The sequence below is a fragment of the Frigoribacterium sp. SL97 genome, assembly GCF_026625765.1.
Classification (GTDB): Bacteria; Actinomycetota; Actinomycetes; order Actinomycetales; family Microbacteriaceae; genus Frigoribacterium.
On sequence record NZ_CP113062.1, the window covers coordinates 1,185,523 to 1,207,554 of the forward strand.

The following is a 22,032-nucleotide window of genomic DNA, read 5'->3' on the forward strand; positions in this document are numbered from 1 at the left end:
CAATCCGTTGTGCGGGGGAGTCGTGCGGGGGAGAAGCCCGGTCGGGCCCTCCTCGGGAGTCTGCTTCGAGATCACCCGGCGGGCAGGGACCCCACATGCAGCGCATTTATAGTGTCCAACGGAATCCCGACGACCCGACCCCGGTCGCGGGCGACCATCCGGCGCCCGCCGTCATCGGTCCACCACCTAGGAGTGACACGTCATGCAACCGGCCACGATCGGCATCTTGGTAGCAGCAGGGATCATCGTCCTGCTCGCGGTCATCATCGGCATCTACCTCTGGGCCACCTACAACTCGTTGGTGACCCTGAAGGTGCGCGTCGACGAGGCGTGGAGCGACATCACGATCCAGCTCAAACGCCGGGCCGACCTGATCCCCAACATCATCGAGGCGGTCAAGGGATACGCCTCGCACGAATCGTCCGTCTTCATGAACGTGACGGCGGCCCGTGCCGAGACCATCGGGGCGGGCACACCGGCCGAGGCGTCGGCTGCCGAAGGGCACATGCAGACCGCCCTGAAGAGCATCTTCGCCGTGGCCGAGGCCTACCCGCAGCTCCAGGCGAGCCAGAACTTCCTGCAGTTGCAGTCCGAGCTGGTCGACACCGAGGACAAGATCCAAGCCGCGCGCCGCTTCTACAACGGCGGCGTCCGCGAGTTCAACACCAAGAACCGCGTCTTCCCCAACTCCCTCTTCGCGAAGCGGCTCGGCTTCAGCGAGCGGGACTTCTTCGAGGTCTCCGAGCCGTCGGCGATCGCCGAACCGCCGCGCGTCCAGTTCTGATCCTGCCCGAGTCGTCCTCGACACCGTGTACTCCGCGATCTCGCGCAACAAGCGCAACACCGTCTTCATCGTCCTGATCTTCCTGGTGATCGTCGGGGCCCTCGGGTTCGCCGCGAGCGCCATCTGGAACAACGGGTCGATCGGTTTCCTGGTTCTCGGCGGTGCCGCGGTGTACGCCGTGATCCAGTACTTCGCGGCCAGCGGGCAGGCGCTCTCGATGAGCAACGCCCAGCAGGTCGACGGTGTGACGGCTCCGCGCTTGTACCGCACGGTCGAGAACCTCAGCATCACGATGGGCATGCCGATGCCCAAGGTCTACGTCGTGGTCGATCCGGCCCCCAACGCCTTCGCCACGGGCCGCGACCCGGAACACGCCGTGGTCGCCGCCACGACCGGCCTGCTCGAGATCATGGACGACAGCGAGCTCCAGGGCGTCATGGCTCACGAGCTCGGTCACGTGAAGAACTACGACATCCGTGTGTCGACCATGGTGTTCGGCCTCGTCGTGGCCGTGGGCTTCCTGGCCGACATCCTGTTGCGCATGTCGTTCTTCAGCGCGTTGTCAGGGGGGAACCGCAACTCGAACAACAACGGTGGGGGCGGCGGGAACCCCGTCTTCCTGGTGCTCGGTCTGGTGGCCATGATCATCGCCCCTCTCGCCGCAGCAGGTGTCCAGGCGGCCGTCTCGCGTCAGCGCGAGTACCTCGCCGATGCCACCGGGGCGTTGACGACGCGGTACCCCGAGGGTCTCGCCCGAGCCCTCGAGAAGCTCGGTGCCCAGGGGCGGCCCATGCGGCAGCAGAACACCTCGATGTCGCACCTCTGGATCAGCGATCCGATGAAGCCCGGCGTGATGGACCGACTCTTCAGCACGCACCCTCCGCTCGCCGATCGCATCCAGCGGCTGCGACAGAACGCCGGGACCTTCTAACCGAGGGGGTCGGCCGGGCCGGCCGCGTCGGCCCGGCCGGTCAGCACCATGCGGAGTCGGCCCGCCAGGTCGCCCCGATCGGCCACCTCGACGGCGTCCAGTCCCTGCCAGGCGGCCGCTCGGCGCAGCGTCGTCGCGAGCCGCTCGACGTCGACGGGGAGGTCGCGCTCATGCCATGCCGCCTGCACCCGCAGGACGCCCGCCTGACGATCGCTCTTGAGGTCGACCCGTGCCACCAGCTGGTCGTCCTGCAGGACGGGGAGGACGTAGTAGCCGTGCACGCGTTTCTCGCGCGGGGTGTAGATCTCGATGCGATAGCGGAAGTCGAAGAGGCGTTCCGCCCGGGGCCGGTGCCAGACGACGGGGTCGAACGGTGACAGCACGGCGTCGGCCTCGAGCCGACGGGGTACGCGGGCGTCACGGTGCAGCCACGCGGTCGCACCCCAACCCGGCACGTCCACGGGTTCGACGACACCGTCGTCGTGGAGCTCGCGCAGGGCGGGTACGACGTCGGCGGCCTTGAGGCGGAAGTAGTCGGCGAGGTCGGCGGCCGTCGCGACCCCGGAGGCGCGGGCCGCGTGGGCGACGAGGCGCCGGTGGGCCTCGTGACGGTCGACGTCGACGGCCAGGACCTCAGCCGACAGCACCTGTTCGGGCAGCGCGTAGACGCGCTCGAACCGACGGCGACCGGCACTGACCAGGGCGCCCGTGCGGAACAGCGACTCGAGGCCGCGCTTCACGTCACCCCACCCCCACCACGGGCCGGTCCGGTCTGGCTGGGGGAAGAGGGCGGCGTCGGCCTCGACCAGGCTGGCCGGCAGCGGCCCCTTGTCGCGGATCTCGTCGAGCAGCCAGCGTTCCATGCGCGGACTCGTCGACAGCCACGAGGAGGCGTCCCCCCGCCACTTCGCGTCGTAGTCGCGCATGCGCCACCGCAACAGGGGCCAGGTCGACACCGGGACGATGGCGGCCTCGTGGGCCCAGTACTCGACGTACCGCCCGCGGGGAGCGAAGGTGAGGCGGTCGAGGGTCGCGCGGTCGTACGCTCCCAGTCGTGCGAACGCGGGCAGGTAGTGGCTGCGCTCGAACACGTTCACCGAGTCGATCTGCAGCAGGCCGAGGCGATCGACGAGGCCGTTCAGCTGCCGCGTCCCCGGGCGGGCAGGGCCGTCGACGGGCCTCCCGAAGCCCTGGGCCGCCAAGGCGACACGACGGGCCTGGGCGGGGGAGAGCTGCTGACGGGGCACGCGGACGACTGTAGCGACGGCCACCGACGCGCGCCGCGCCTCCTGGTGTCGCCTGGTCCTCGTCGACACATGCGTGCAACGGCATGTGGAGGGGTAGGTGACCGGCCCCGCAGGGCCATAAACTGACGCGATGATCTGGCGGAACCGCCCCACGCGCGGCGACGAGGTGCAGGGCGACGTCACGAGCGGTCGCGCGGCCGGTGTCGTCGCCGATCCGTCGGTGCCGCGGGGCATGGTCATCGCCGGGGCCTGGTCCTGGCGCATCCTGGTGATCGTGGCCGTGGCCGGCGTCGTCATCTGGTCGATCACCCAGCTGCGGGTCATCGTCATCCCCTTCTTGGTGGCCCTGTTGATCTCCGCGCTGCTCGTCCCGCTCTCGGGGTGGCTGCAGCGGCACCGCTGGCCCAAGTGGTTGGCGGTCGTGTCCGTCCTGGTGGGGTTCCTCGTCGTGGTCTCGGGCCTCGTCGTCCTGGTCGTCCTCCAGATCGTCGACGGCTGGCCCTCGTTGCGTGATCGCTCGATCGCCTCCTACGGCGACTTCAAGGACTTCCTGCTCACCTCGCCGTTGCACCTCACCGAGGCGCAGATCAACGGGTACGTGTCCGGACGCGGTGGCGGCCGTCCAGCAAGACAGTCAGCCGCTCGTGCGCGGTGCGCTCTCGGTCGGGTCGACCGCGGGTCACGTCGCTGCCGGGCTCGTGCTGGGGCTCTTCGCGACGATCTTCGTGCTCGTCGGCGGGGCCGAGATCTGGCGGTGGGTCGTCCGGCTCTTCCCCCGGGCCTCGCACCCGGCGATCGACGGGGCGGGCCGCGCGGGTTGGCTCACCCTGACCAACTTCGTCAAGGTACAGATCTTCGTCGCGTTCGTCGACGCCGTGGGCATCGGGTTGGGGGCGCTCTTCCTGGGCCTGCCCCTGGTGGCACCGATCGCCATCGCGGTCTTCCTCGGGTCGTTCGTGCCCGTCGTGGGCGCCGTCGCGACCGGAGCCGTCGCCGTCGTCATCGCCCTCGTCTACAACGGCTGGGTCGTGGCCCTGCTCATGCTCGCCGTGGTGATCCTCGTGCAACAGATCGAGGGGCACCTGTTGCAGCCGTTCGTCATGGGCAGCGCCGTCAAGGTGCACCCGTTGGCCGTCGTCTTCGCCGTCGCGGCCGGCACCCTGGTCGCCGGGATCCCCGGCGCCCTCTTCGCGGTCCCGTTCGTGGCCGTGCTGAACGTCATGATCACCTACGTCGCGAGGGGTACGTGGCGAGAGAAGCCGCGACCCGTCGAGCACGACGTCACGCGGCCCGGAGGCCTCACCGATGTCTGAACGCACCCTGGCCGGTCCCACCCTCGTCGAGATCGAGGAGGCGCGCGACCGCGTCTCGCAGGTCGTCCGCGTCACCCCGATGGAGACCTCGCAGTACCTCGCCGAGGTGCTCGGCTCGCGGGTGCACCTCAAGTGCGAGAACCTGCAGCGCACCGGGTCGTACAAGATCCGGGGCGCCTACAACCGCCTGACCCAGCTGAGCGACGACGAGAAGGCGCGCGGGGTCGTCGCCGCCTCGGCCGGCAACCACGCTCAGGGTGTCGCCCTGGCGGCCCGTGAACTCGGCATCGTGGCCACGATCTTCATGCCCGTCGGCGTGGCCCTGCCCAAGCTGCAGGCGACCCGGCACTACGGCGCCGACGTCGTCCTCCGGGGGCACACGGTCGAGCAGTCGCTGCGAGCCGCACAAGAGTTCGCCGACACGACCGGCGCTGTCTTCATCCCTCCGTTCGACCACGCCGACGTCGTCGCGGGCCAGGGCACGCTGGGGCTCGAGATCCTCGAACAGGTGCCCGACGTCGACACCGTGATCGTGCCCGTCGGCGGAGGTGGGCTGGCGGCCGGCGTCGCCAGCGCCCTGAAGCAGAGCGCGGCACGCACCGGGCGCGACGTCCGCATCATCGGCGTGCAGGCGGCCAACGCCGCCCCGTACGCCGTCTCGATGAAACTCGGCGTGCGGACCGACATCGACGCCCAGCCCACGATCGCCGACGGCATCGCCGTGGCGAAACCCGGCGTGCTCAACTTCGAGATCATCCGCGACACGGTCGACGAGATCGTCACGGTCAGCGACGACGACACGGCCCGGGCGATGCTCGTGCTGCTCGAGCGCGCGAAGCTCGTCGTCGAGGCCGCGGGTGCCGTGGGCATCGCCGCCATCCTCACCGAGCAGGTGCGTGACCTCGGCACGACCGTGGTGATCCTCAGCGGCGGCAACATCGACCCGCTGATGATGGAGCGCGTGATCGGTCGCGGCCTCGCGGCCGCCGCCCGCTACGTCAAGCTGCGCATCGGCATGCCCGACCGCCCCGGCCAGCTGACCCGCGTCAGCGAAGTGCTGTCCGACGCCAACGCGAACGTGGTCGAGGTGCTGCACACCCGCCACGGTCGCGGGCTCCAGATCAGCGAGGTCGAGCTCGAGCTCAGCGTCGAGACGCGCGGGCCGGACCACGTCGAAGAGGTCCTGCAACGGCTCCGCGACGCCGGGTACGAGCCCAACATCGACTTCTAGCCGACTCCGCGAGACGCGCCCCGCGCCCCGCGCCTCCTGACGGTGTCCGCGCCTCCTGACGGTGGCCCGCGCCTCCCGACCGTGCCCGCGCCTCCTGACCGGGTCTGCGCGTCCTGACCGTGTCCGCGCCTCCTGACCAGGTCTGCGCGTCCTGACCGGGTGTTCGCCTGCTGAACGTGCCCGCACCTCCTGACGGTGGCCCGCGCCTCCCGACCGGGTCTGCGCGTCCCGACCGCGCCCGCGCCTCCTGACGGCACCGTGTCCCCGTCGGCAACTCAGGAGAACGGCCGCCCGCGGGCGCAGGACTGCCGCGGACGACGCCGTAGTCCGGAGTTGCCGACACCCCCGTCGAGGGTCCGGGCCCCCGTGGCCCGGGACGACGAAGGCCCCCGCTCCGTTCGAGCGGGGGCCTTCGGCGTCGGACCTACGGCTGGTAGGTCTCGACGTTCGTGATCGACACCGAGATGTCCTTGCCGTTCGGGGCGGTGTAGCTGGTGGTCGTGCCGACCTTCAGCCCGTTGATGGCCTGGCCGAGCGGACTGGTCTCGCTGTAGACCGAGAGGTCGCTGCCGGCGGCGATGATCTCGCGGTTGCCGAGCAGGAAGGTGCTCTCGTCGCCGGCGATGGTCGCCGTGACGACGGTGCCGGGGCCGACGATGCCGTCGGCGGCCGTCGAGTCACCGACCGTCGCGTGCTTCAGCAGGTTGATCAGCGTGCGGATGCGCGCCTCCATCTTGCCCTGCTCGTCCTTGGCGGCGTGGTAGCCGCCGTTCTCCTTCAGGTCGCCCTCTTCGCGGGCCGCCTCGATGCGTGACGCGATCTCGCGACGTCCCTCGCCGCTGAGGGTGTCGAGCTCGGCCTGCAGACGGTCGCGGGCGTCCGTCGTGAGCCAGGTGGTCTCGTTGTCAGTGCTCATGGTGTCTCCGTTTCGTGCGGCGGCCGAACCCGGTCGGGCGACTCGAGCCGAGGAGGCGCGGTGCCGGGAGCCGGGGCGAGGTCGCCCACCGAAAAAAGGAGACCGGCCGAGTGGCCGGTCTCGTCGTGCGATTCCGAGCAGTCTAGGGAAGCCAGCACCGGTAGATCAAGCCCGTGACCGCCCGTTCCGACGTCGCGAGCGAGGTCGTGTAGGTCACCGAACGGCGCTCCGAGGCGGGCAGGTGCACGATCTTCCAGCCGACGACCGCGAAGCCGCTGTTCTGCGCTTCTACCGCACAGTCGACCGCCGCGCCCGTGTCCGCGGTGACCGTGTACTGGACCTCGACGGCCCGGTCGGAGGTGACCTGGTAGCCCACGTCGGCGGATTCGAGCTGGGACGAGGTCCCGTCGAAGGCGGCGAAGACGACCCACGCCGCGAAGACGACGACGAAGGCGACGGCGACGGACAGGCCCACGACGAGGCGCCTGCGCCGACCCCGCGGCGAACGCCCGTACCGTGCGTCGAGGCGCGACGAGGGCGAGGTGACACGGGGCGTGGACGTCACGCGGATCTCCGTCCGATTAAGCTGTCCCCAGGGTAGCAACGTCTGCCCGGCACACATTGCGAGGAAGAATTGACCCTGCGCCTGCTGGCGGTCCACGCCCACCCCGACGACGAGTCCAGCAAGGGCTCGGCGACCTACGCCTACTACCGCAGCCTCGGCGTCGACGTCCTCGTCGTCAGCTGCACCGGCGGCGAGCAGGGGTCGATCCTCAACGAGCAGCTCGAGGCCCGAGCTCACGCCGAGCGCGACATCGCGGGCCTGCGCGTGCACGAGATGGCGGCCGCCCAGGCGGCGATGGGCATCGACCACCTGTGGCTGGGCTACGCCGACTCGGGCCTGCCGGCCGAGGGCGAGTCGGTCGCGGTCAACTCGTTCTCCACCATCCCGCTCGAGATCAGCGCCGAGCCGCTCGTCGCGATCATCCGCCGGTTCAAGCCGCAGGTGCTGGTGACCTACGACGAGAACGGCGGGTACCCCCACCCCGACCACATCCGCACGCACGAGATCTCGATGGCGGCCTACCGCGACGCCTCCGACCCCGAGCGTTACCCGGCGACCGGCGACGCGTGGCAGATCGACAAGGTCTACTACGACCGCATGTTCAGTGCCGGACGCATCGGCGCGATGATCACGCACCTGCGCGAGAGCGACCCCGAGTCGCCCCTCATCGAGTCGTTGACCGAGATGCTGGCCCGTTTCAGCGACCGGCCCGACCTGGCCACGACCCGCGTGCCGGTCTCCGACTTCTTCCCCGTGCGCGACGCCGCCCTTCGGTCGCACGCCAGCCAGGTGCCGCTCGACAGCGCGTTCTTCTTCTGGCCCCACGACCTCCAGGTCGCCGCCTGGCCCACCGAGGACTTCCAGCTCGTCGAGTCGAACGTCGGGTCCGACCTGCCCGAGGTCGACCTCTTCGCCGGGGTCGTCGACCCCGACACCGGCCTCGTGGGGGTGCAGCGATGAGCGTGCTCTCCGAATCGGTGGTCGCGGTCACGACCCGTCTGCTGGCGCAGCCGCAGACCCCCGACCCGACGCTGCCGCCGTCGACCATCCCCGACGAGGCCGTCACGCCCGGCGTCTGGGGCTTCGTCGCCATCGCGTTCGTCGCCGTCGCGACGGTGCTGATCGTCGTCGACATGACCCGTCGGGTCCGACGCACCCGGTACCGAGGCGAGGTGCGCGAGCGCATCCAGGCCGAGCGCGACGAGGCGACCCTGGCGGCCGCGGCTCTCGACGACGAAGAACTCCCCGGAGACGCCGATCGGCGGGCTCGCCCCGTCGAGGGCGACCTCGACGACGACGGCGACCGCAGGAGGCGCGAGCGCGACTCGTGACCGACGCGACCGGTGCCGGGGTGGCGACCCGCGCCTCCTCGGCTCGGACGACCTCGCGCTAGAAGGTCGGCGGGTCCAGGGCCACGAGCAGGATGCCCGTCCAGTGGCAGAGGTACGCCAGCACCGTCATGGTGTGGAACAGCTCGTGGAATCCGAAGTGCCCCGGTACGGGGTTCGGCCTCTTGATGCCGTAGAACACGGCACCCGCGATGTAGAGCGCGCCGCCGACCAGCACGAGCACCATCATCGCGACGTTCGCGTCGAGCAGGTCGACGATGAACCCCAGGGCGCCGACGCCCAGCAGGACGTAGAGCGGCACGTACAACCACCGCGGCGCGTTCAGGAAGAACACCCGGAAGAGGATGCCCAACACGGCGCCCGTCCAGACGAGCACGAGCAGCGTGACGCCCTTCGACGGCGGCAGGGCGATGACCGCGATCGGCGTGTAGGTGCCGGCGATCAGCAGGAAGATGTTGGCGTGGTCGAGGCGCTTCAGGAAGCGTTTCGCGTTCGGGCTCCACGGGAAGCGGTGGTAGGTCGCCGAGATGCCGAAGAGCAGGAGCGACGTGGTCATGAAGACCGCGCAGGCCCAGGTCGCCGCCACGCCCTGCGCGAGGACGACGAGCACCACGCCGGTCGCGATCGCGACCGGGAAGGTGGCCGCATGGATCCAGCCGCGCCAACTCGGTTTGCGCTCGATGTCGGGGTAGGCGAGGGCGTCGTCGAGCAACGGCAGGTTCGGGATGTCGGCCCCGTCGGACCCGTCTGCCCGGTCGGCTCCGTCGACCTCGTCGGCCCCGAGGCTCGCGCGATCTCCGTCGGTGTGGCTGCTCATGGGGCCGAGCCTAGGGGAGCGCCCGAGGAGGGGGGCTGAGAATCCTCGGCTCTGTGGACGGCCCGCCGTGGGCTACCGTAGCCCTGTGAAAAAGCGCCGTCCCTCTCCCCTCGCCAGGGGAGTCCTGTACGGCCTCTACCAGAACCGCATCCGCCGGAGCCTCGACGGTCAAGAGCTGCCGCACCACGTCGCCATGATCGTCGACGGCAACCGGCGCTGGGCCAAGCAGCGCATGCTCGAGACCGCTGCCCACGGGCACCGCGCGGGTGCCGCGAAGATCAGCGAGTTCCTCACCTGGTGCGACGACCTCGGCATCAAGGTGGTCACGCTGTACCTCCTCTCCGCCGACAACCTCGGCAACCGACAGTCCGACGAGTTGACCGAGCTCTTCGGCATCATCGGCGACGTCGCGGACGAGCTCTCGCGTCAGCGGGACTGGCGCGTGCAGCACGTCGGCGCGACCGACGACCTGCCGCCGGCGCTCTGCTCGGCCCTGCGCGAGGCCCAGGCCCGGACCGCCGACAAGACGGGGCTGCACGTGAACCTCGCCGTCGGCTACGGCGGGCGCCGTGAGATCGCCGACGCCATGCGCAGCATCGTGCGGGCGCACGATGCCGCGGGGGGCACGCTCGACGCCCTGGCCGAGGTGCTCACCCCTGAGCTCATCGCCGACCACCTCTACACCGGCGGCCAACCCGACCCCGACCTCGTGATCCGCACGTCGGGCGAGCAACGGTTGAGCGACTTCATGCTGTGGCAGAGCGCCCACAGCGAGTTCTACTTCGTCGAGGCCTTCTACCCCGACCTGCGCGAGGTCGACTTCCTCCGGGCCGTGCGCGACTTCGCTCTCCGGCACCGGCGCTACGGCAGCTGACGCCCGAGCGGCCGCCGGCGCGGTGACCGGGCTGGTGTCGGCAACTCCGGAATCCGGCTGCGCCGCGCCTCCTCAAGGGGTTCTGGTGCGTCGTTCTCCTGAGTTGCCGGCTGTGCGCGCGGTGGCCGGGCTGGTGTGGGCGACTCCGGAATCCGGCTGCGCCGCGCCTCCTGCTGGGGTTCTGGTGTGTCGTTCTCCTGATTTGCCGGCCGCGTGCTGGCCCCCCGCGCACGGCCCCGCGCGGACGACCGGACGAGGAGGCGCGGGTCGGCGGACCGCGGACGGCACTACGGTGGACCAGTCACCGCCGCCTAGGAGAACACCGTGAAGACCATCGACGACCTCGCCTCGGGGTTCACCGACGAGCCCGGATACTTCGACTTCGCGAAGTGGGGTCCCATCTCGAGCTCCGTCGCCGACGAGCAGCGCTCGTTGGTCGAGGTGCAGGCGAGGGCCCGTTTCGGGTCCGAGATCGCCCTGACCGAGCAGGCGGGTCGCGTCGGACGGGCGATCTCGTCCCTCGTCGGCTTCGCACCCGACCACGTCGTCTTCCAGCCGAACACGAGCGAAGGGCTCACGCACACGCTGTTCGGTCTCACCGGGCAGGTGCTCATGTCGCCGCGCGACTACCCGAGCATGCCCGTCGCGGCGACCCGCTCCTCCGAGGCCCTGCGCGTGCTCGAGCCGGTCTGGATGGACCTCGACCACGACGTGGTCACGCCGGCCGTGGTGCAGCGTCACCTCACCGACTCGGTCACCGCCGTGGCCGTCAGCCTGGTGGACTACCGCACGGGGTACCTGGTGGACCTCGAGGGCATCCGCCAGGTGATCGGCGACCGGTTGCTGATCGTCGACGCGATCCAGGGGTTCGGTGTGGTCGACGCGCCCTACGCCGTGGCCGACGTCGTGGCGTCGGGCGGTCAGAAGTGGGTCCGCGCCGGGTGGGGGACGGGCTTCCTGGCCCTGAGCGACCGCGCTCTCTCGGCCCTGACACCGGTGTTCAGCGGTGTCGCCGGGAGTGACCTGACCCTCGGCGGCTCGTACCACGGACGGCAGCCGACCCGCCCGGGTGCTGCGGCGTTCCAGCTGACGAATCCCGACCCCATCGCCCAGGCGCGCCTCGCCACGGCCCTCGAGGACCTCGCCGACGTGGGCGTCGCCGCCGTCTCGCGGGCCGTGGCCGAGCGGGCCACGCGGGTGATCGACCTCGCCGACGAGTTCGCGGTGCCGGTGGTCTCGCCGCGCGACGAGGCGGAGCGCGCCGGCATCGTCGTGCTCGAACCCGCCCTCGACCAGATGACGACGCTGACGGCCGCTCTGATCAACCACGGGGTCACGGCCACCGTGCGCGACACGACCGTGCGGCTGAGCGTGCACGTGTCCACGGGCGACGATTCGTTCGAGATGCTGCGGGGTGCGTTCACCTCGTTCGGCACGACCGTCTTCTACTAGGCGGGATCGCCCTGCGGGGTGGGGCTCGCGCGCTGCACCCTCGACCGTTACATGAGGGTCGTTCACCTGATCGTCACACGACACGGTGGTGTCGATGATGCGGATGTCGGAGGCGCGTCGTAGGTTCGTCACATCGGGCAAGGAGCCCGATCGAGACGGCCACGAAAGTTCGCCTCGCAACTGCTCCGCGGCCGTCTCTGCCGAAGGTACCCGGGTGCCCAGCCGCCCGAGGACGGAGTGGTCGTGACCGCGTCGAACATCACCTCAACCGAACGCAACACTGCAGCAACGACGGGGGGTGACCAGTCGGTCGCCCAACGCACGTACGTGCTCGACACCTCGGTGTTGCTGTCCGATCCGCAGGCGCTCTTCCGCTTCGCCGAGCACGACGTGGTGCTTCCCGTCGTCGTCGTCAGCGAACTCGAGGGCAAACGTCACGACCCCGAGCTGGGCTACTTCGCGCGCCAGGCCCTGCGCCTCCTCGACGACCTCCGCGTGAAGCACGACCGTCTCGACTTCCCGGTGGCCGTGGGTGACGGGGGCTCCCTGCGGGTCGAGCTCAACCACTCGAACATGTCGGTCCTGCCCTCGGGCCTGCAGTTGAACGACGCCGACTCGCGCATCCTCGCCGTCGCGTCGAACCTCGCCGCCGACGGGCTGGCCGTCACGGTCGTCTCGAAAGACCTGCCCCTGCGGGTGAAGGCCGCGTCGATCGGACTGGCCGCCGAAGAATACCGGGCCGAACAGGTCGTCGACAGCGGGTACACCGGGCAGACCTCGATCGACGTGTCGAGCGACCAGATGGCCTCGTTCTACGAGTCCGAGAAGATCTCCGCCCGTGCGCTCGCGGACGTCCCCGTGAACACCGGGGTGGTCGTGCACTCGGAGCGGGGCTCGGCACTGGGGCGCGTGGTCGCCCGCGGCGAGGCTCGTCTCGTCCGCGGCGATCGCGACGTCTTCGGGCTGCACGGTCGATCGGCCGAGCAGCGCCTCGCGATCGACCTGCTGCTCGACCCCGAGGTGGGCATCGTGTCGCTGGGCGGCAGCGCCGGCACGGGCAAATCGGCCCTCGCGCTCTGCGCCGGCCTCGAGGCCGTCCTCGAGAAGCAACAGCACAAGAAGATCATGGTGTTCCGCCCGCTCTACGCGGTGGGCGGCCAAGACCTGGGGTTCCTCCCGGGCGACGCCGGCGAGAAGATGAACCCGTGGGCGCAGGCCGTCTTCGACACGCTGGGCGCGATCGTGTCCCAGAACGTCCTCGACGAGGTGGTCGAGCGGGGCATCCTCGAGGTCCTGCCCCTGACGCACATCCGGGGCCGGTCGTTGCACGACGCCTTCGTGATCGTCGACGAAGCGCAGTCCCTCGAGCGCAACGTGCTGCTGACCGTCCTGAGTCGCATCGGCCAGAACTCGCGGGTGGTGCTGACCCACGACGTGGCGCAGCGCGACAATCTGCGCGTCGGCCGGCACGACGGGGTCGCCTCGGTCATCGAGACGCTCAAGGGTCACCCGCTGTTCGGTCACGTGACGCTGACCCGCTCCGAGAGGTCCGCGATCGCCGCCCTCGTCACCGAGATGCTCGAGTCGAACGACCTGGTGTAGCAGGGACGCAGGAGGCGCGGGTCACCTGACCCGCGCCTCCTTGCGGTCTGGCGCCGCGGCTCCTGCGTTCTGGCGCCGCGCGTCCTGCGTGTCTGGCGCCGCGCGTCCTGCGGTCTGGCGCTGCGCCTCCCGCGGTCTGGCGCCGCGCGTCTTGCGTGTCTGGCGCTGCGCGTCCTGCGTTCTGGCGTCGCGCCTCCTGCGTGTCCGCCACCGCGCGTCGTGTCGGCAACTCCGGCGATCGGCAGGCTGCGGGGAGTCAGGGCCGCACCTGGTCGCCGTTCTCCTGAGTTGCCCACCGGACTGTGCTCGGGGTCGCGTGGTGCTCGGTGGTCCGTGACGAGTCGGCGTCTCGGTGCGACCCGTGCCGTGCTCGACCGGCACCAGGGTCCACCTGCCGGTCGGCAACTCAGCAATCCGACACGGTTCGAGGCCGTGTCGAGGTCGGTGGGCGGTATTCTCCGGACTTGCCAGCATGGTCGGGAACGCCCGGACGGGCGCGGGGCGCGGGCACGGGCGCGCCGCGGGGTCGACGAGCCGCGGGGTCGACGAGCCGCGGTGAGGGACGCCTCGGCCCCACCTCGCGCGACGCGGACGTTCTCCACCGGCGGGCTCTCGTGCGCCGCGGAGGAGGCGCGGGTCGCGTCAGCCTGTCGGCATGCAGCAGATCGCGACCCACGTCAGGAGGGCAGGCGGCGTCCTCCACAAGCGGGATCTCGTCGCCCTCGGAGCCACCGACCGGATGCTCACCGCAGCAGTGCGATCCGGGCACGTTCACCGAGCCCGACGCGGGTGGTACACGACCTTCGCGCCGGGGGACGCACGGTACGAGGCCGTGCGCATCGGGGGCCGGTTGACCGGGGCGTCGCTCTTGGCCCTCCTCGGGGCGTGGATGTGGACCACCGTTCCGATCGTCAGCGTCGTGGTGCCCCCTGGAGCCTCACGACTTCGGGCCAGGCACGGTGCGAGGGTGCTGTGGCGCTCCGACGGGGGCGTGCCCTGTCGTCCGTCACCCGGGCCGGTGCCCCGTCCGCCGGATGACGACGAACACGGATCGGAGGACGCACGGCGGGCGGCCTGGGCCGTTCCCGTCGGCACCGCTCTGGTGGACGCCGTGACGGCGGCTCCTCTCGACGAGGCCGTCGCCCTCCTGGACTGGGCGCTGTCGAGCGGTCACTTCTCAGTCGCCGGACTGCACGCGGCGTTCGCCGAGGCTCCCGCCGATGTGAGGGGCATCGTCGACTGGGCCGATCCGCGGAGCGAGAGCTTCATCGAGAGCGTCATGCGGGTGACGTTCGCCGACCTGGGGCACCGCGTCGAGTCCCAGACCCGGGTCGGCCCGGAGGATCGCCGCCGCATCGACGTCGTCGTCGACGGTGTCGTCGCCCTCGAACTCGACGGGCGCAGGTGGCACGGCGACACGTTCGACGCGGACCGTCTGAAGGACCTCGCGATCACGGTCCAGGGACGAACCGCCCTTCGAGCCAGCTACGAGATGGTGCGCGACCATCGATCGCTCATCGTCGAGGCCGTGCACGCGGTGCTCGACGACGCCCGGCGACCTCGACGGCGACTCGTCGTGACGACGGGCCGTGCCCACCGTCCGCGAACTCGGCGCACGCGAGGTCGACGCCCGTGGCATCTGGTCCGACCAGCTCGGGGACGTACTCCGCATTCGGGTCGGTCGGGATCGGAGACGGCCTCGTCATCAGGAGCATCGTGAGCTCGTCGGAAGGTCTCGTGGACGAGACGGCGTCCCCGGACGGGACGGGTTCGTCGGACGGGACGGGCTCGCCGGACGGGACGCGCTCGCCGGACGGGACGCGCTCGTCGGACGGGGAAGCGGTTCGAGGTGGTGATGGACCGCGACAGGAGCGCACGCAGGCCCTCGAAGCAGTCGCCGCGGCTGCACTGTCGGCGGTCACGGTCGCTGCCGCCACACTGGATGCCGGCCCCCTCACGGGCGCGAGCGCCGGGGCGGTGACGCTCGTCGGATGTCTCGGAGTCGCGGCCGTGACTCCGGCCCTGGTCTGGATCGACATCGCCGAGCGTCGACTGCCGAACGTCCTCGTCGGAGTGGCCGCGGGTGCGTGGGGGGTGTCGACCGTCCTGCTCGTCGCGGGGGGCGGTATCGCCACGGCGGCCACGAGCCTGGCCTTCGCCCTGGTCGCCGCCGTGCTCGGTCTGGTGGCCGCCATCGCCGGCGGCCTGGGCATGGGGGACGTCAAGCTCGGCGCCGTGTTGAGCGGACTCGTCGCGACGGGTAGCCCGGCGGCCCTCCTGGGTCTCTGGGCTCTTGCCGGAACGTTCGCGGTCGGGGTGGCCGGCGTTCGGGCGTTGGGCTCGAGGTCGCGACGGGCCGGCACGCCTCCGTGGCCAGAGCTGGCATCGGTCAGCCGGGGCATCCCTTTCGGGCCGTGCCTGCTCGCGGCCTTCTGGTGTGTCGTGGCCAGCCCGTCGGTGGCCGTCGCCGTCGATGCCGTCGTGACGGGTCCGTGAGGTCCGCGTCGCGGCGTGCCCCCGTCGACGGGAACGGGAACGGGAACAGGAACGCGAACAGGCAGGCGAGAGGGTAGAGAAGCCTAAAGGTCGAGGAGGCGCGTGTCCGTCGACGACGGGCGCGCGCCTCCTCGACGTGCTGTGGTCCCGGCCGGCCGGGGATGGGCTCAGGACGGAGGGCTCGACCCGGGCCGCTCGGGGCTGGACTCAGGCGGGTGGGCTCAGCCCGGGTGGGTCATGCTGAGCACGTCGAGTGCGGTGTCGAGCTGCTGCTCGGTGACCTCGCCCCGCTCGACGAACCCGAGATCGACGACGGCCTCGCGAACGGTGAGCTTCTGGGCCACCGCGTGCTTGGCCACCTTCGCCGCGGCCTCGTAGCCGATGACGCGGTTGAGCGGCGTCACGATCGACGGGGACGACTCGGCGAGGGCCCGGGCGTGCTCGACGTTGGCCTCGAGCCCGTCGACGGTCTTGTCCGCCAGGGCGCGGGTGGCGTTCGAGAGCAGGCGGATCGACTCGAGCAACGCCGTCCCCATCACGGGGATCGCCACGTTGAGTTCGAAGGCTCCGGACGCGCCCGCCCAGGCGATCGTCGCGTCGTTGCCGATCACCCGTGCCGAGACCATGAGCACGGCCTCGGGGATGACCGGGTTGACCTTGCCCGGCATGATCGACGAGCCGGGCTGCAGGTCGGGGATGTGCAGCTCGCCGAGACCCGCGTTGGGCCCAGAGCCCATCCAGCGGATGTCGTTGTTGATCTTGGTGAGGCTCACGGCGAGCACGCGCAAGGCACCGGAGGCCTCGACGAGCGCGTCGCGGGCCCCCTGCGCCTCGAAGTGGTCGAGCGCCTCGGTGACGGGCAGCCCGCTGTCGTCCGCGAGGGCGGCGATGACCCGCTGCGGGAAGCCCTGAGGCGTGTTGATGCCGGTGCCGGTGGCCGTTCCGCCCAGGGGGACCTCTGCCACGCGCGGCAGGGCGCTCTGCACCCGTTCGATCGCGAGACGGATCTGCCGGGCGTAGCCGCCGAACTCCTGCCCGAGCGTGACCGGCGTGGCGTCCATGAGGTGGGTGCGGCCCGCCTTCACCACGTCGGACCAGGCCGTGGCCTTCTTCTCGAGGGCGACCGCCAGGTGGTCGAGGGCGGGCACCAGGTCGTGCAGCAGCGCGCCCGTGACGGCGACGTGCACCGAGGTCGGGAACACGTCGTTCGACGACTGCGACGCGTTGACGTGGTCGTTGGGGTGGACGGCGACGCCGTCGACCGTTCCGGCGAGGGTGGCGAGCACCTCGTTCATGTTCATGTTCGAAGACGTGCCGCTGCCGGTCTGGTAGACGTCGACCGGGAACTGGTCGTGATGGCTGCCACCGATGATCTGGTCCGCGGCCGAGACGATCGCATCGGCGACGGGACGGTCGATGATGCCCATCTCGCCGTTCACGAGGGCGGCCGCGCGCTTGATGCGAGCGAGCGCGACGATCTGCGCCGGCTCGAGACCGGCCCCGCTGATGGGGAAGTTCTCGACGGCACGCTGCGTCTGGGCGCGGTAGAGGGCCGATGCGGGCACCCGCACCTCGCCCATCGTGTCGTGCTCGATGCGGTACTCGGTCTCGGATGTGGTCACGACGTCGTGGTCCTTTCCTCGGGCCCTGCCGGGCTGCTGCGCCCGTCGAGGGCGCGGGGCGTCGGAGCGTTCGCACCGACTCGGTTCAGAGTCGGCCGACGACGACCGAAGGGTCGACCCGCCCGTTGGCGAGGTCGTAGTTCGCGCCGACCACGGCCAACTTACCGTCCGCGACGGCGGACGCGATGAGGGCGGACCGGTCGACGAGCGTGCGGACCGACGCCTCGATGTGCAATTGGCCGACCGTGCGGGGGTCGAGGTCGGCACCCGTCTCGAGGTCGAGCTGGGCACGCTCGACCGACGGCATGATCATGTCGATCAGCCCACCCAGGAAGGCCGACCCGGGGGCGGCGTCGGAACCGATGGAGTCGATGGCCGAGGCGACGGCGCCGCAGCTGTCGTGGCCGAGCACCACGATGAGGGGGACGTGGAGCACCGAGACCGCGAACTCGAGCGAGGCGATGACGGTGTCGCCGACCACCTGGCCGGCGTTGCGCACGACGAAGAGGTCACCGAGGCCGACGTCGAAGATGATCTCGGCGGCCAGTCGCGAGTCGGCGCATCCGAAGAGGGCCGCCACGGGCTCTTGGCCGGCGGCGAGGGACGACCGCCGGTCGCTGTCCTGGTGGGGGTGGCGAGGTGCCCCCTCGACGAAACGGTGGTTGCCGTCCACCATCCGGCTCCATGCCGTCCCCGGCTCGGACGCGCTCACCGGCGCGATGGCCGAGACGTCCGTGGGCCGGGACGTCGCGGTGTTCTCGGGTGCGGAAGGGACCGCGGTGGCGGGCACGCCGGCGGCGGGGTCGTGTCGGGTCACGTCATTCGCTTTCTTGGCTGGAGATCTGCTCGGCAAGGGAGGTGGCCAGCACGTCGAACTCGGCATCGTCGGCCGTGCCGTAGAGCACGTACGAGCTGCGGTCGACCGTGGTGGTCAGGGCATAGGCGTAGTTGCCCGGGTCGTCGGCGTCGCGCCGGTCGTAGACGTCCCAGGTCAGACCGCCGATCGACCGGGTCGACGTCGCCGCCGCGTTCTGCACCTGCAGGCTGACCCAGGTCGGATTGGCGTCGATGCCCTGTTCGAGCCCGATGAACTGCTGGGCCGGCGTGATCAGCCCCACGTACCAGGTCGGCACGTCGTCGCGGGTCGTGGACCGGACCTCGGCGGCGTTCGAGCTCCAGCCGTCGGGCAGCGGAGGCGCGGCCAGGGGGGCGTCGACGCTCGCCTGGGCCTGCGACGCGACCTGGACGTAGTCGATCTCTTGCCGGTTCACCGTGCCACTCGGGCGGACCACGACGAGCACGAGGAAGAGCACGATGCCGAGCGAGGCGACGATCGACAGGGTCAGGTTGATCGCCGTCTGGTTCGCGTAGTGCTTGCGGGTGTTCTCGGCCTTGCGCGCGGCGGTCTCGTCCGGGGTCTCGGGTCGGCCGAGTTCGGCGACGATGCGGGGCTCTCGGGGACGTCGCGAGCCCCGGGGACCGCCGTCGGAGGGGGAGGTCATTCTGCCGACCCCTGACGGCGGGCCGCCTCGAGGCGCTCCCGCGCCCCCATCAACCATTCTTCGCAGCGCCGGGCGAGCGCCTCGCCGCGTTCCCAGAGGGCCAGCGAGCGCTCGAGGGTCGAGGCGCCCTGCTCGAGTTCGGACACGACGGACACGAGCTCGTCGCGGGCCTGCTCGTAGCTGAGCGACGAGACGTCGGGCGGGGTGCTGGTCGGGGTGGTGTCCACGCGACGATCCTAACGAGGGGTGCTGACGGAGGTCGTGGCGGACGCCACGGGTGACGACTCGTCGGGAGCGTCGGAGCCTGGGGAGGAGGCGCCGGTGCTGACGGCGCCCACCGCGCCTCCGTCGGTCGTCACGAGCAGGCGCGTCTCGGCGGGGGCCTCGGCGGGGGACCGCAACACCCTGCCCGACGGCAGCTGCACGATCGCGTAACCGCGGCGCAGCGTGCCCTGCGGCGACAAGGCGCGCAGCTGGGCCGTGAGCTCCGAGACGCGGGTGTGCGCCCTCTCGACGGCCCGGCCGACGAGTTCTTCGCCGCGGGCCACCGCCCGGACGACCTCGTCGGCCCGCACGTCGACGAGGGTCTGGGGCGACGCCAGCACCGGCCGGCTGCGGATCTGTTCGAGCCGGTCGATCTCGGTGGCGACCAGCGAGGTCAGGCGCACGCCGATGCGGGTGCGCGCCTGTTGCACGCGCGACAGTTCTTCGGTCACGTCGGGGACGACCCGTTTCGCGGCGTCGGTGGGCGTGGACGCGCGCAGGTCGGCGACGTCGTCGAGGAGCGGCCGATCCGCCTCGTGCCCGATGGCGCTGACGACCGGCGTGGTGCACGCCGAGACGGCGCGGACGAGGCCTTCGTCGCTGAAGCCGAGGAGGTTCTGGAAATCGCCGCCGCCTCGCGCGACGATGATGACGTCGACCTCGTCGTCGGCGTCGAGGCGCTGGATCGCCGCCGTGACCTCGCCGACCATGCGGTCGCCCTGCACCGCCGAGTGCACGACGCGGAACGAGACCGAGGGCCATCTCAGCTGGGCGTTGCGCAGGACGTCTTTCTCGGCGTCGCTGTCCTTGCCGGTGACGAGGCCGATGCAGCCGGGCAGGAACGGCAGGGCCCGCTTGCGCTCGGGGGAGAAGAGCCCCTCGGCCGTGAGCTGGCGACGGAGGCGCTCGAGTCGTTCGAGGAGGTCGCCGAGCCCGACGTGGCGCATGTCGAAGACCTGCATCGTGAGGCTGCCGCCCTTGACCCAGTAGTTCGGCTTGACGGCGGCGATGACCCGGTCGCCCTGCTTGAGGTCGGCGGGTACGCGTGACTTCACGCTGGACCAGATCGAGAACGAGACGGTCGCGTCGTGTTCGAGGTCGCGGAGCTTGCCGTAGACGTTGCCGCCCGAGACGTTCCACTGGGTGATCTCGCCCTCGACCCAGGCCGTCCCCAGGCGGTCGATCCAGTCGCGCACCTTGCTCGCGAGGAGGCCGACGGGCCACGGGGACTCGGCGGTGGGGGGAGGGGGAACGATCGTCATGGAGCTCCGTTCGAGGGGTGGTCGACACCGGCAGGACGAGCGGCGACCCCGGTGATCGACCGGTCGCGCGGTCTCTCCCAGTACGCGACCAGTCCGGCACACCTAGACTCGTCGGGTGAGCCACATCTCCAACGGCGCCCTCGCCATCGACCTGCCGACACCGCGTGTTCCTGCGGTGCGGAACAGGCTAAAGGATACCCCCGTCAACGGACGCAAGCAGGTGCTGCTCGCGGCACCCCGCGGGTACTGCGCCGGCGTCGACCGCGCCGTCATCGCGGTCGAGAAAGCCCTCGAGCACTACGGCGCGCCCGTCTACGTCCGCAAGCAGATCGTCCACAACGTGCACGTGGTCGCGACCCTCGAGAGCCAGGGGGCCATCTTCGTCGACGAGGTCGACGAGGTGCCCCCGGGGTCGCACATCGTGTTCAGCGCGCACGGCGTCTCGCCGGCCGTCGTGAAGGGTGCGGCGGATCGCGAGCTGCAGGCCATCGACGCGACCTGCCCCCTCGTCACGAAGGTCCACCGCGAGGCCGTGCGCTTCGGCAACCAGGGCCGGCACATCATCCTGATCGGCCACGCCGGGCACGAAGAGGTCGAGGGCACGATGGGCCACGCGGCGGATCGCACCACCCTGGTGCAGAACCCGGGCGAGGTCGACGACCTCGTCGTCGCCGACCCCGACAACCTCGTCTGGCTGTCGCAGACCACCCTCAGCGTCGACGAGACGATGGAGACCGTGCGTCGACTGCGTGAGCGGTTCCCGAACATCCAGAACCCCCCGAGCGACGACATCTGCTACGCCACGCAGAACCGCCAGGTCGCCATCAAGAAGGTCGCCCAGGGCGCCGACCTCGTCATCGTCGTCGGATCGGCGAACAGCTCCAACAGCGTGCGTCTCGTCGAGGTCGCTCTCGAGCACGGCGCCAAGGCCGCCTACCGCGTCGACTACACGAACGAGATCAAGCAGGAGTGGCTCGACGGCGTCGAGACGGTGGGGGTCACCTCCGGCGCGTCGGTTCCCGAGGTGCTCGTCGACGAGGTGCTGGCCGACCTGTCGGACGCCGGCTACGTCGACGTCCACGAGGTCGTCACGGCTGAGGAAGACCTGATGTTCTCACTGCCGAAAGAGCTGCGGAAAGACGCGACGGGCCAGGTCGACGCCCGCGGCCTCGGCGGTCGCACCCGATGACCGACGACCGACCGAAGCCGCGCTACGGCGAGTACGCGCCCGAGGGCTGGGTCAATCCCGCCGCGGCCGAGGCCGACGCCGCCGAGGAGGCGCGGGTCGCCGGTCAGGGCGCCCGGCCCGCGGTCTCGACCGACGTCCGCCCCGGTGACGAGACCCGCACCGCGCCTCCTGCGCTCTCGACCGGGCGGCGCATCGACCGGGTGGCGACGTTCGCCCTGATCGGGCTGGGTGCCTTCGGGGCGATCCAGGCCGTCGCCCGCGTGCCCGGTTACGCGACGACGCAGCTCGCCCAGTTCGAGACGTTCGGGCTCGACCTCTCGGGGTTCGGCTCGTCCGCTGCGCTGCAGACCTTCGGGGTCGTCATGGCCGTGCTGGCCGTGACGCTGTTCGCCGTCTCGACCTGGTGGACCCTCCGGCGGCTGCGTGCCGGGCGTCTCGGCTTCGTGGTGCCCCTCGTCGCCGGTGTGGTCTTCGGCCTCGTGCAGGGCTTCGGGGCGGCAGCCATCCTGATGGGTGACCCGGCTTTCGCCGAGGCGATGCAGAGCTTCACGAACGACTACTTCTCGGGGTCGAACTGACGTCCACCCCTCGCTCCCACGACGAAGCCCCCGAGCAC

The 22,032-nt window shown here is 70.8% G+C and carries 22 protein-coding genes and 1 pseudogene; 14 read left to right on the forward strand and 9 right to left on the reverse strand.

Annotated features, from left to right (window positions below):
• Positions 1–202 precede the first annotated feature (202 nt).
• Entirely contained in the window at positions 203–784 is a 582-nt protein-coding gene (locus OVA02_RS05715; protein ID WP_267659395.1) for a LemA family protein, read from the forward strand.
• 25 nt (positions 785–809) lie between these two features.
• Positions 810–1,715 carry a M48 family metalloprotease gene (locus tag OVA02_RS05720; RefSeq protein WP_056048814.1) on the forward strand — a complete coding sequence of 302 codons (906 nt, stop codon included), beginning with the start codon at positions 810–812 and terminating at the stop codon, positions 1,713–1,715.
• Here OVA02_RS05720 and OVA02_RS05725 read toward each other — a convergent pair.
• On the reverse strand, positions 1,712–2,962 hold the full coding sequence (locus tag OVA02_RS05725) for a winged helix-turn-helix domain-containing protein (RefSeq protein WP_267659396.1): 1,251 nt from the start codon (positions 2,960–2,962) through the stop codon (positions 1,712–1,714). The two genes, OVA02_RS05720 and OVA02_RS05725, sit on opposite strands and share 4 nt — an antisense overlap.
• A gap of 232 nt (positions 2,963–3,194) precedes the next feature.
• Here OVA02_RS05725 and OVA02_RS05730 point away from each other — a divergent pair.
• The 3 genes and pseudogenes from OVA02_RS05730 to ilvA all read left to right on the forward strand — a co-directional run.
• Positions 3,195–3,485: pseudogene (locus OVA02_RS05730) on the forward strand (AI-2E family transporter); the annotation flags it as partial.
• A 121-nt stretch (positions 3,486–3,606) separates the two neighbouring features.
• Positions 3,607–4,275, forward strand: a complete 669-nt coding sequence (locus OVA02_RS05735) for an AI-2E family transporter (RefSeq protein ID WP_267659397.1) — start codon at positions 3,607–3,609, stop codon at positions 4,273–4,275.
• Positions 4,268–5,506 carry a threonine ammonia-lyase gene (ilvA, locus tag OVA02_RS05740; RefSeq protein ID WP_267659398.1) on the forward strand — a complete coding sequence of 413 codons (1,239 nt, stop codon included), beginning with the start codon at positions 4,268–4,270 and terminating at the stop codon, positions 5,504–5,506. Before OVA02_RS05735 ends, ilvA begins: the two co-directional genes overlap by 8 nt.
• Positions 5,507–5,930: 424 nt before the next feature.
• Here ilvA and greA read toward each other — a convergent pair whose 3' ends face one another.
• Complete coding sequence (gene greA / locus OVA02_RS05745) at positions 5,931–6,422, reverse strand: transcription elongation factor GreA (RefSeq protein ID WP_056048805.1); 492 nt, start codon at positions 6,420–6,422, stop codon at positions 5,931–5,933.
• 142 nt (positions 6,423–6,564) lie between these two features.
• Positions 6,565–6,987 carry a DUF4307 domain-containing protein gene (locus OVA02_RS05750; RefSeq protein WP_236556896.1) on the reverse strand — a complete coding sequence of 141 codons (423 nt, stop codon included), beginning with the start codon at positions 6,985–6,987 and terminating at the stop codon, positions 6,565–6,567.
• 69 nt (positions 6,988–7,056) lie between these two features.
• Between OVA02_RS05750 and mca the strand changes: the two genes are divergently transcribed.
• Both mca and OVA02_RS05760 read left to right on the forward strand, forming a co-directional pair.
• The gene (gene mca, locus OVA02_RS05755) at positions 7,057–7,947 is read left to right on the forward strand and encodes a mycothiol conjugate amidase Mca (RefSeq protein ID WP_192122780.1); all 891 of its coding nucleotides are present in this window, start codon (positions 7,057–7,059) and stop codon (positions 7,945–7,947) included.
• Positions 7,944–8,318: a hypothetical protein gene (locus OVA02_RS05760; RefSeq protein WP_056048802.1), complete on the forward strand. Its 375-nt coding sequence runs from the start codon at positions 7,944–7,946 to the stop codon at positions 8,316–8,318. The genes mca and OVA02_RS05760 overlap by 4 nt, the downstream gene beginning before the upstream one ends.
• Before the next feature lie 58 nt (positions 8,319–8,376).
• Here the strand turns inward: OVA02_RS05760 and trhA are convergent, their stop codons facing one another.
• Positions 8,377–9,063 (reverse strand): PAQR family membrane homeostasis protein TrhA, encoded by a 687-nt coding sequence (trhA, locus tag OVA02_RS05765; RefSeq protein WP_374058385.1) that lies wholly within the window; start codon positions 9,061–9,063, stop codon positions 8,377–8,379.
• A 175-nt stretch (positions 9,064–9,238) separates the two neighbouring features.
• Between trhA and OVA02_RS05770 the strand changes: the two genes are divergently transcribed.
• The 5 genes from OVA02_RS05770 to OVA02_RS05790 all read left to right on the forward strand — a co-directional run bounded on the left by OVA02_RS05770 (position 9,239) and on the right by OVA02_RS05790 (position 15,577).
• Entirely contained in the window at positions 9,239–10,027 is a 789-nt protein-coding gene (locus OVA02_RS05770) for an isoprenyl transferase (protein WP_043597826.1), read from the forward strand.
• Positions 10,028–10,351: 324 nt separating this feature from the next.
• Positions 10,352–11,479 carry an aminotransferase class V-fold PLP-dependent enzyme gene (locus OVA02_RS05775; protein WP_056048799.1) on the forward strand — a complete coding sequence of 376 codons (1,128 nt, stop codon included), beginning with the start codon at positions 10,352–10,354 and terminating at the stop codon, positions 11,477–11,479.
• A 258-nt stretch (positions 11,480–11,737) separates the two neighbouring features.
• Positions 11,738–13,081, forward strand: coding sequence for a PhoH family protein (locus tag OVA02_RS05780; protein ID WP_267659683.1), 1,344 nt, complete (start codon positions 11,738–11,740; stop codon positions 13,079–13,081).
• Positions 13,082–14,192: 1,111 nt separating this feature from the next.
• On the forward strand, positions 14,193–14,801 hold the full coding sequence (locus tag OVA02_RS05785; RefSeq protein WP_267659399.1) for a hypothetical protein: 609 nt from the start codon (positions 14,193–14,195) through the stop codon (positions 14,799–14,801).
• 290 nt (positions 14,802–15,091) lie between these two features.
• Positions 15,092–15,577 (forward strand): prepilin peptidase, encoded by a 486-nt coding sequence (locus OVA02_RS05790; RefSeq protein ID WP_056048795.1) that lies wholly within the window; start codon positions 15,092–15,094, stop codon positions 15,575–15,577.
• 221 nt (positions 15,578–15,798) lie between these two features.
• Here OVA02_RS05790 and OVA02_RS05795 read toward each other — a convergent pair whose 3' ends face one another.
• From OVA02_RS05795 to xseA, 5 genes are all read right to left on the reverse strand, one after another.
• Positions 15,799–17,199: a class II fumarate hydratase gene (locus tag OVA02_RS05795; protein WP_255350807.1), complete on the reverse strand. Its 1,401-nt coding sequence runs from the start codon at positions 17,197–17,199 to the stop codon at positions 15,799–15,801.
• An 85-nt stretch (positions 17,200–17,284) separates the two neighbouring features.
• Positions 17,285–17,875 carry a carbonic anhydrase gene (locus tag OVA02_RS05800; RefSeq protein ID WP_056049244.1) on the reverse strand — a complete coding sequence of 197 codons (591 nt, stop codon included), beginning with the start codon at positions 17,873–17,875 and terminating at the stop codon, positions 17,285–17,287.
• A gap of 142 nt (positions 17,876–18,017) precedes the next feature.
• On the reverse strand, positions 18,018–18,701 hold the full coding sequence (locus tag OVA02_RS05805; protein ID WP_056048791.1) for a DUF4245 domain-containing protein: 684 nt from the start codon (positions 18,699–18,701) through the stop codon (positions 18,018–18,020).
• Entirely contained in the window at positions 18,698–18,928 is a 231-nt protein-coding gene (locus tag OVA02_RS05810) for an exodeoxyribonuclease VII small subunit (protein ID WP_056048788.1), read from the reverse strand. Before OVA02_RS05810 ends, OVA02_RS05805 begins: the two co-directional genes overlap by 4 nt.
• A gap of 9 nt (positions 18,929–18,937) precedes the next feature.
• Entirely contained in the window at positions 18,938–20,227 is a 1,290-nt protein-coding gene (gene xseA, locus OVA02_RS05815; protein ID WP_056048784.1) for an exodeoxyribonuclease VII large subunit, read from the reverse strand.
• Positions 20,228–20,351: 124 nt separating this feature from the next.
• Between xseA and OVA02_RS05820 the strand changes: the two genes are divergently transcribed.
• Together OVA02_RS05820 and OVA02_RS05825 are read left to right on the forward strand one after the other, a co-directional pair.
• Positions 20,352–21,416 (forward strand): 4-hydroxy-3-methylbut-2-enyl diphosphate reductase, encoded by a 1,065-nt coding sequence (locus OVA02_RS05820; RefSeq protein ID WP_233568507.1) that lies wholly within the window; start codon positions 20,352–20,354, stop codon positions 21,414–21,416.
• Positions 21,413–21,994, forward strand: a complete 582-nt coding sequence (locus tag OVA02_RS05825; protein ID WP_056048781.1) for a DUF6264 family protein — start codon at positions 21,413–21,415, stop codon at positions 21,992–21,994. Before OVA02_RS05820 ends, OVA02_RS05825 begins: the two co-directional genes overlap by 4 nt.
• Positions 21,995–22,032: the final 38 nt, after the last annotated feature.

What these genes read in the sequence shown, in the direction of transcription:
- OVA02_RS05715 (WP_267659395.1), top strand. Translation starts at nt 203, where the DNA reads ATGCAACCGGCCACGATCGGCATCTTGGTAGCAGCAGGGATCATCGTC.
- ilvA (WP_267659398.1), top strand. Translation starts at nt 4,268, where the DNA reads ATGTCTGAACGCACCCTGGCCGGTCCCACCCTCGTCGAGATCGAGGAG.
- greA (WP_056048805.1), bottom strand. Translation starts at nt 6,422, where the DNA reads ATGAGCACTGACAACGAGACCACCTGGCTCACGACGGACGCCCGCGAC.
- OVA02_RS05760 (WP_056048802.1), top strand. Translation starts at nt 7,944, where the DNA reads ATGAGCGTGCTCTCCGAATCGGTGGTCGCGGTCACGACCCGTCTGCTG.
- OVA02_RS05800 (WP_056049244.1), bottom strand. Translation starts at nt 17,875, where the DNA reads ATGGTGGACGGCAACCACCGTTTCGTCGAGGGGGCACCTCGCCACCCC.
- OVA02_RS05805 (WP_056048791.1), bottom strand. Translation starts at nt 18,701, where the DNA reads ATGACCTCCCCCTCCGACGGCGGTCCCCGGGGCTCGCGACGTCCCCGA.
- xseA (WP_056048784.1), bottom strand. Translation starts at nt 20,227, where the DNA reads ATGACGATCGTTCCCCCTCCCCCCACCGCCGAGTCCCCGTGGCCCGTC.
- OVA02_RS05825 (WP_056048781.1), top strand. Translation starts at nt 21,413, where the DNA reads ATGACCGACGACCGACCGAAGCCGCGCTACGGCGAGTACGCGCCCGAG.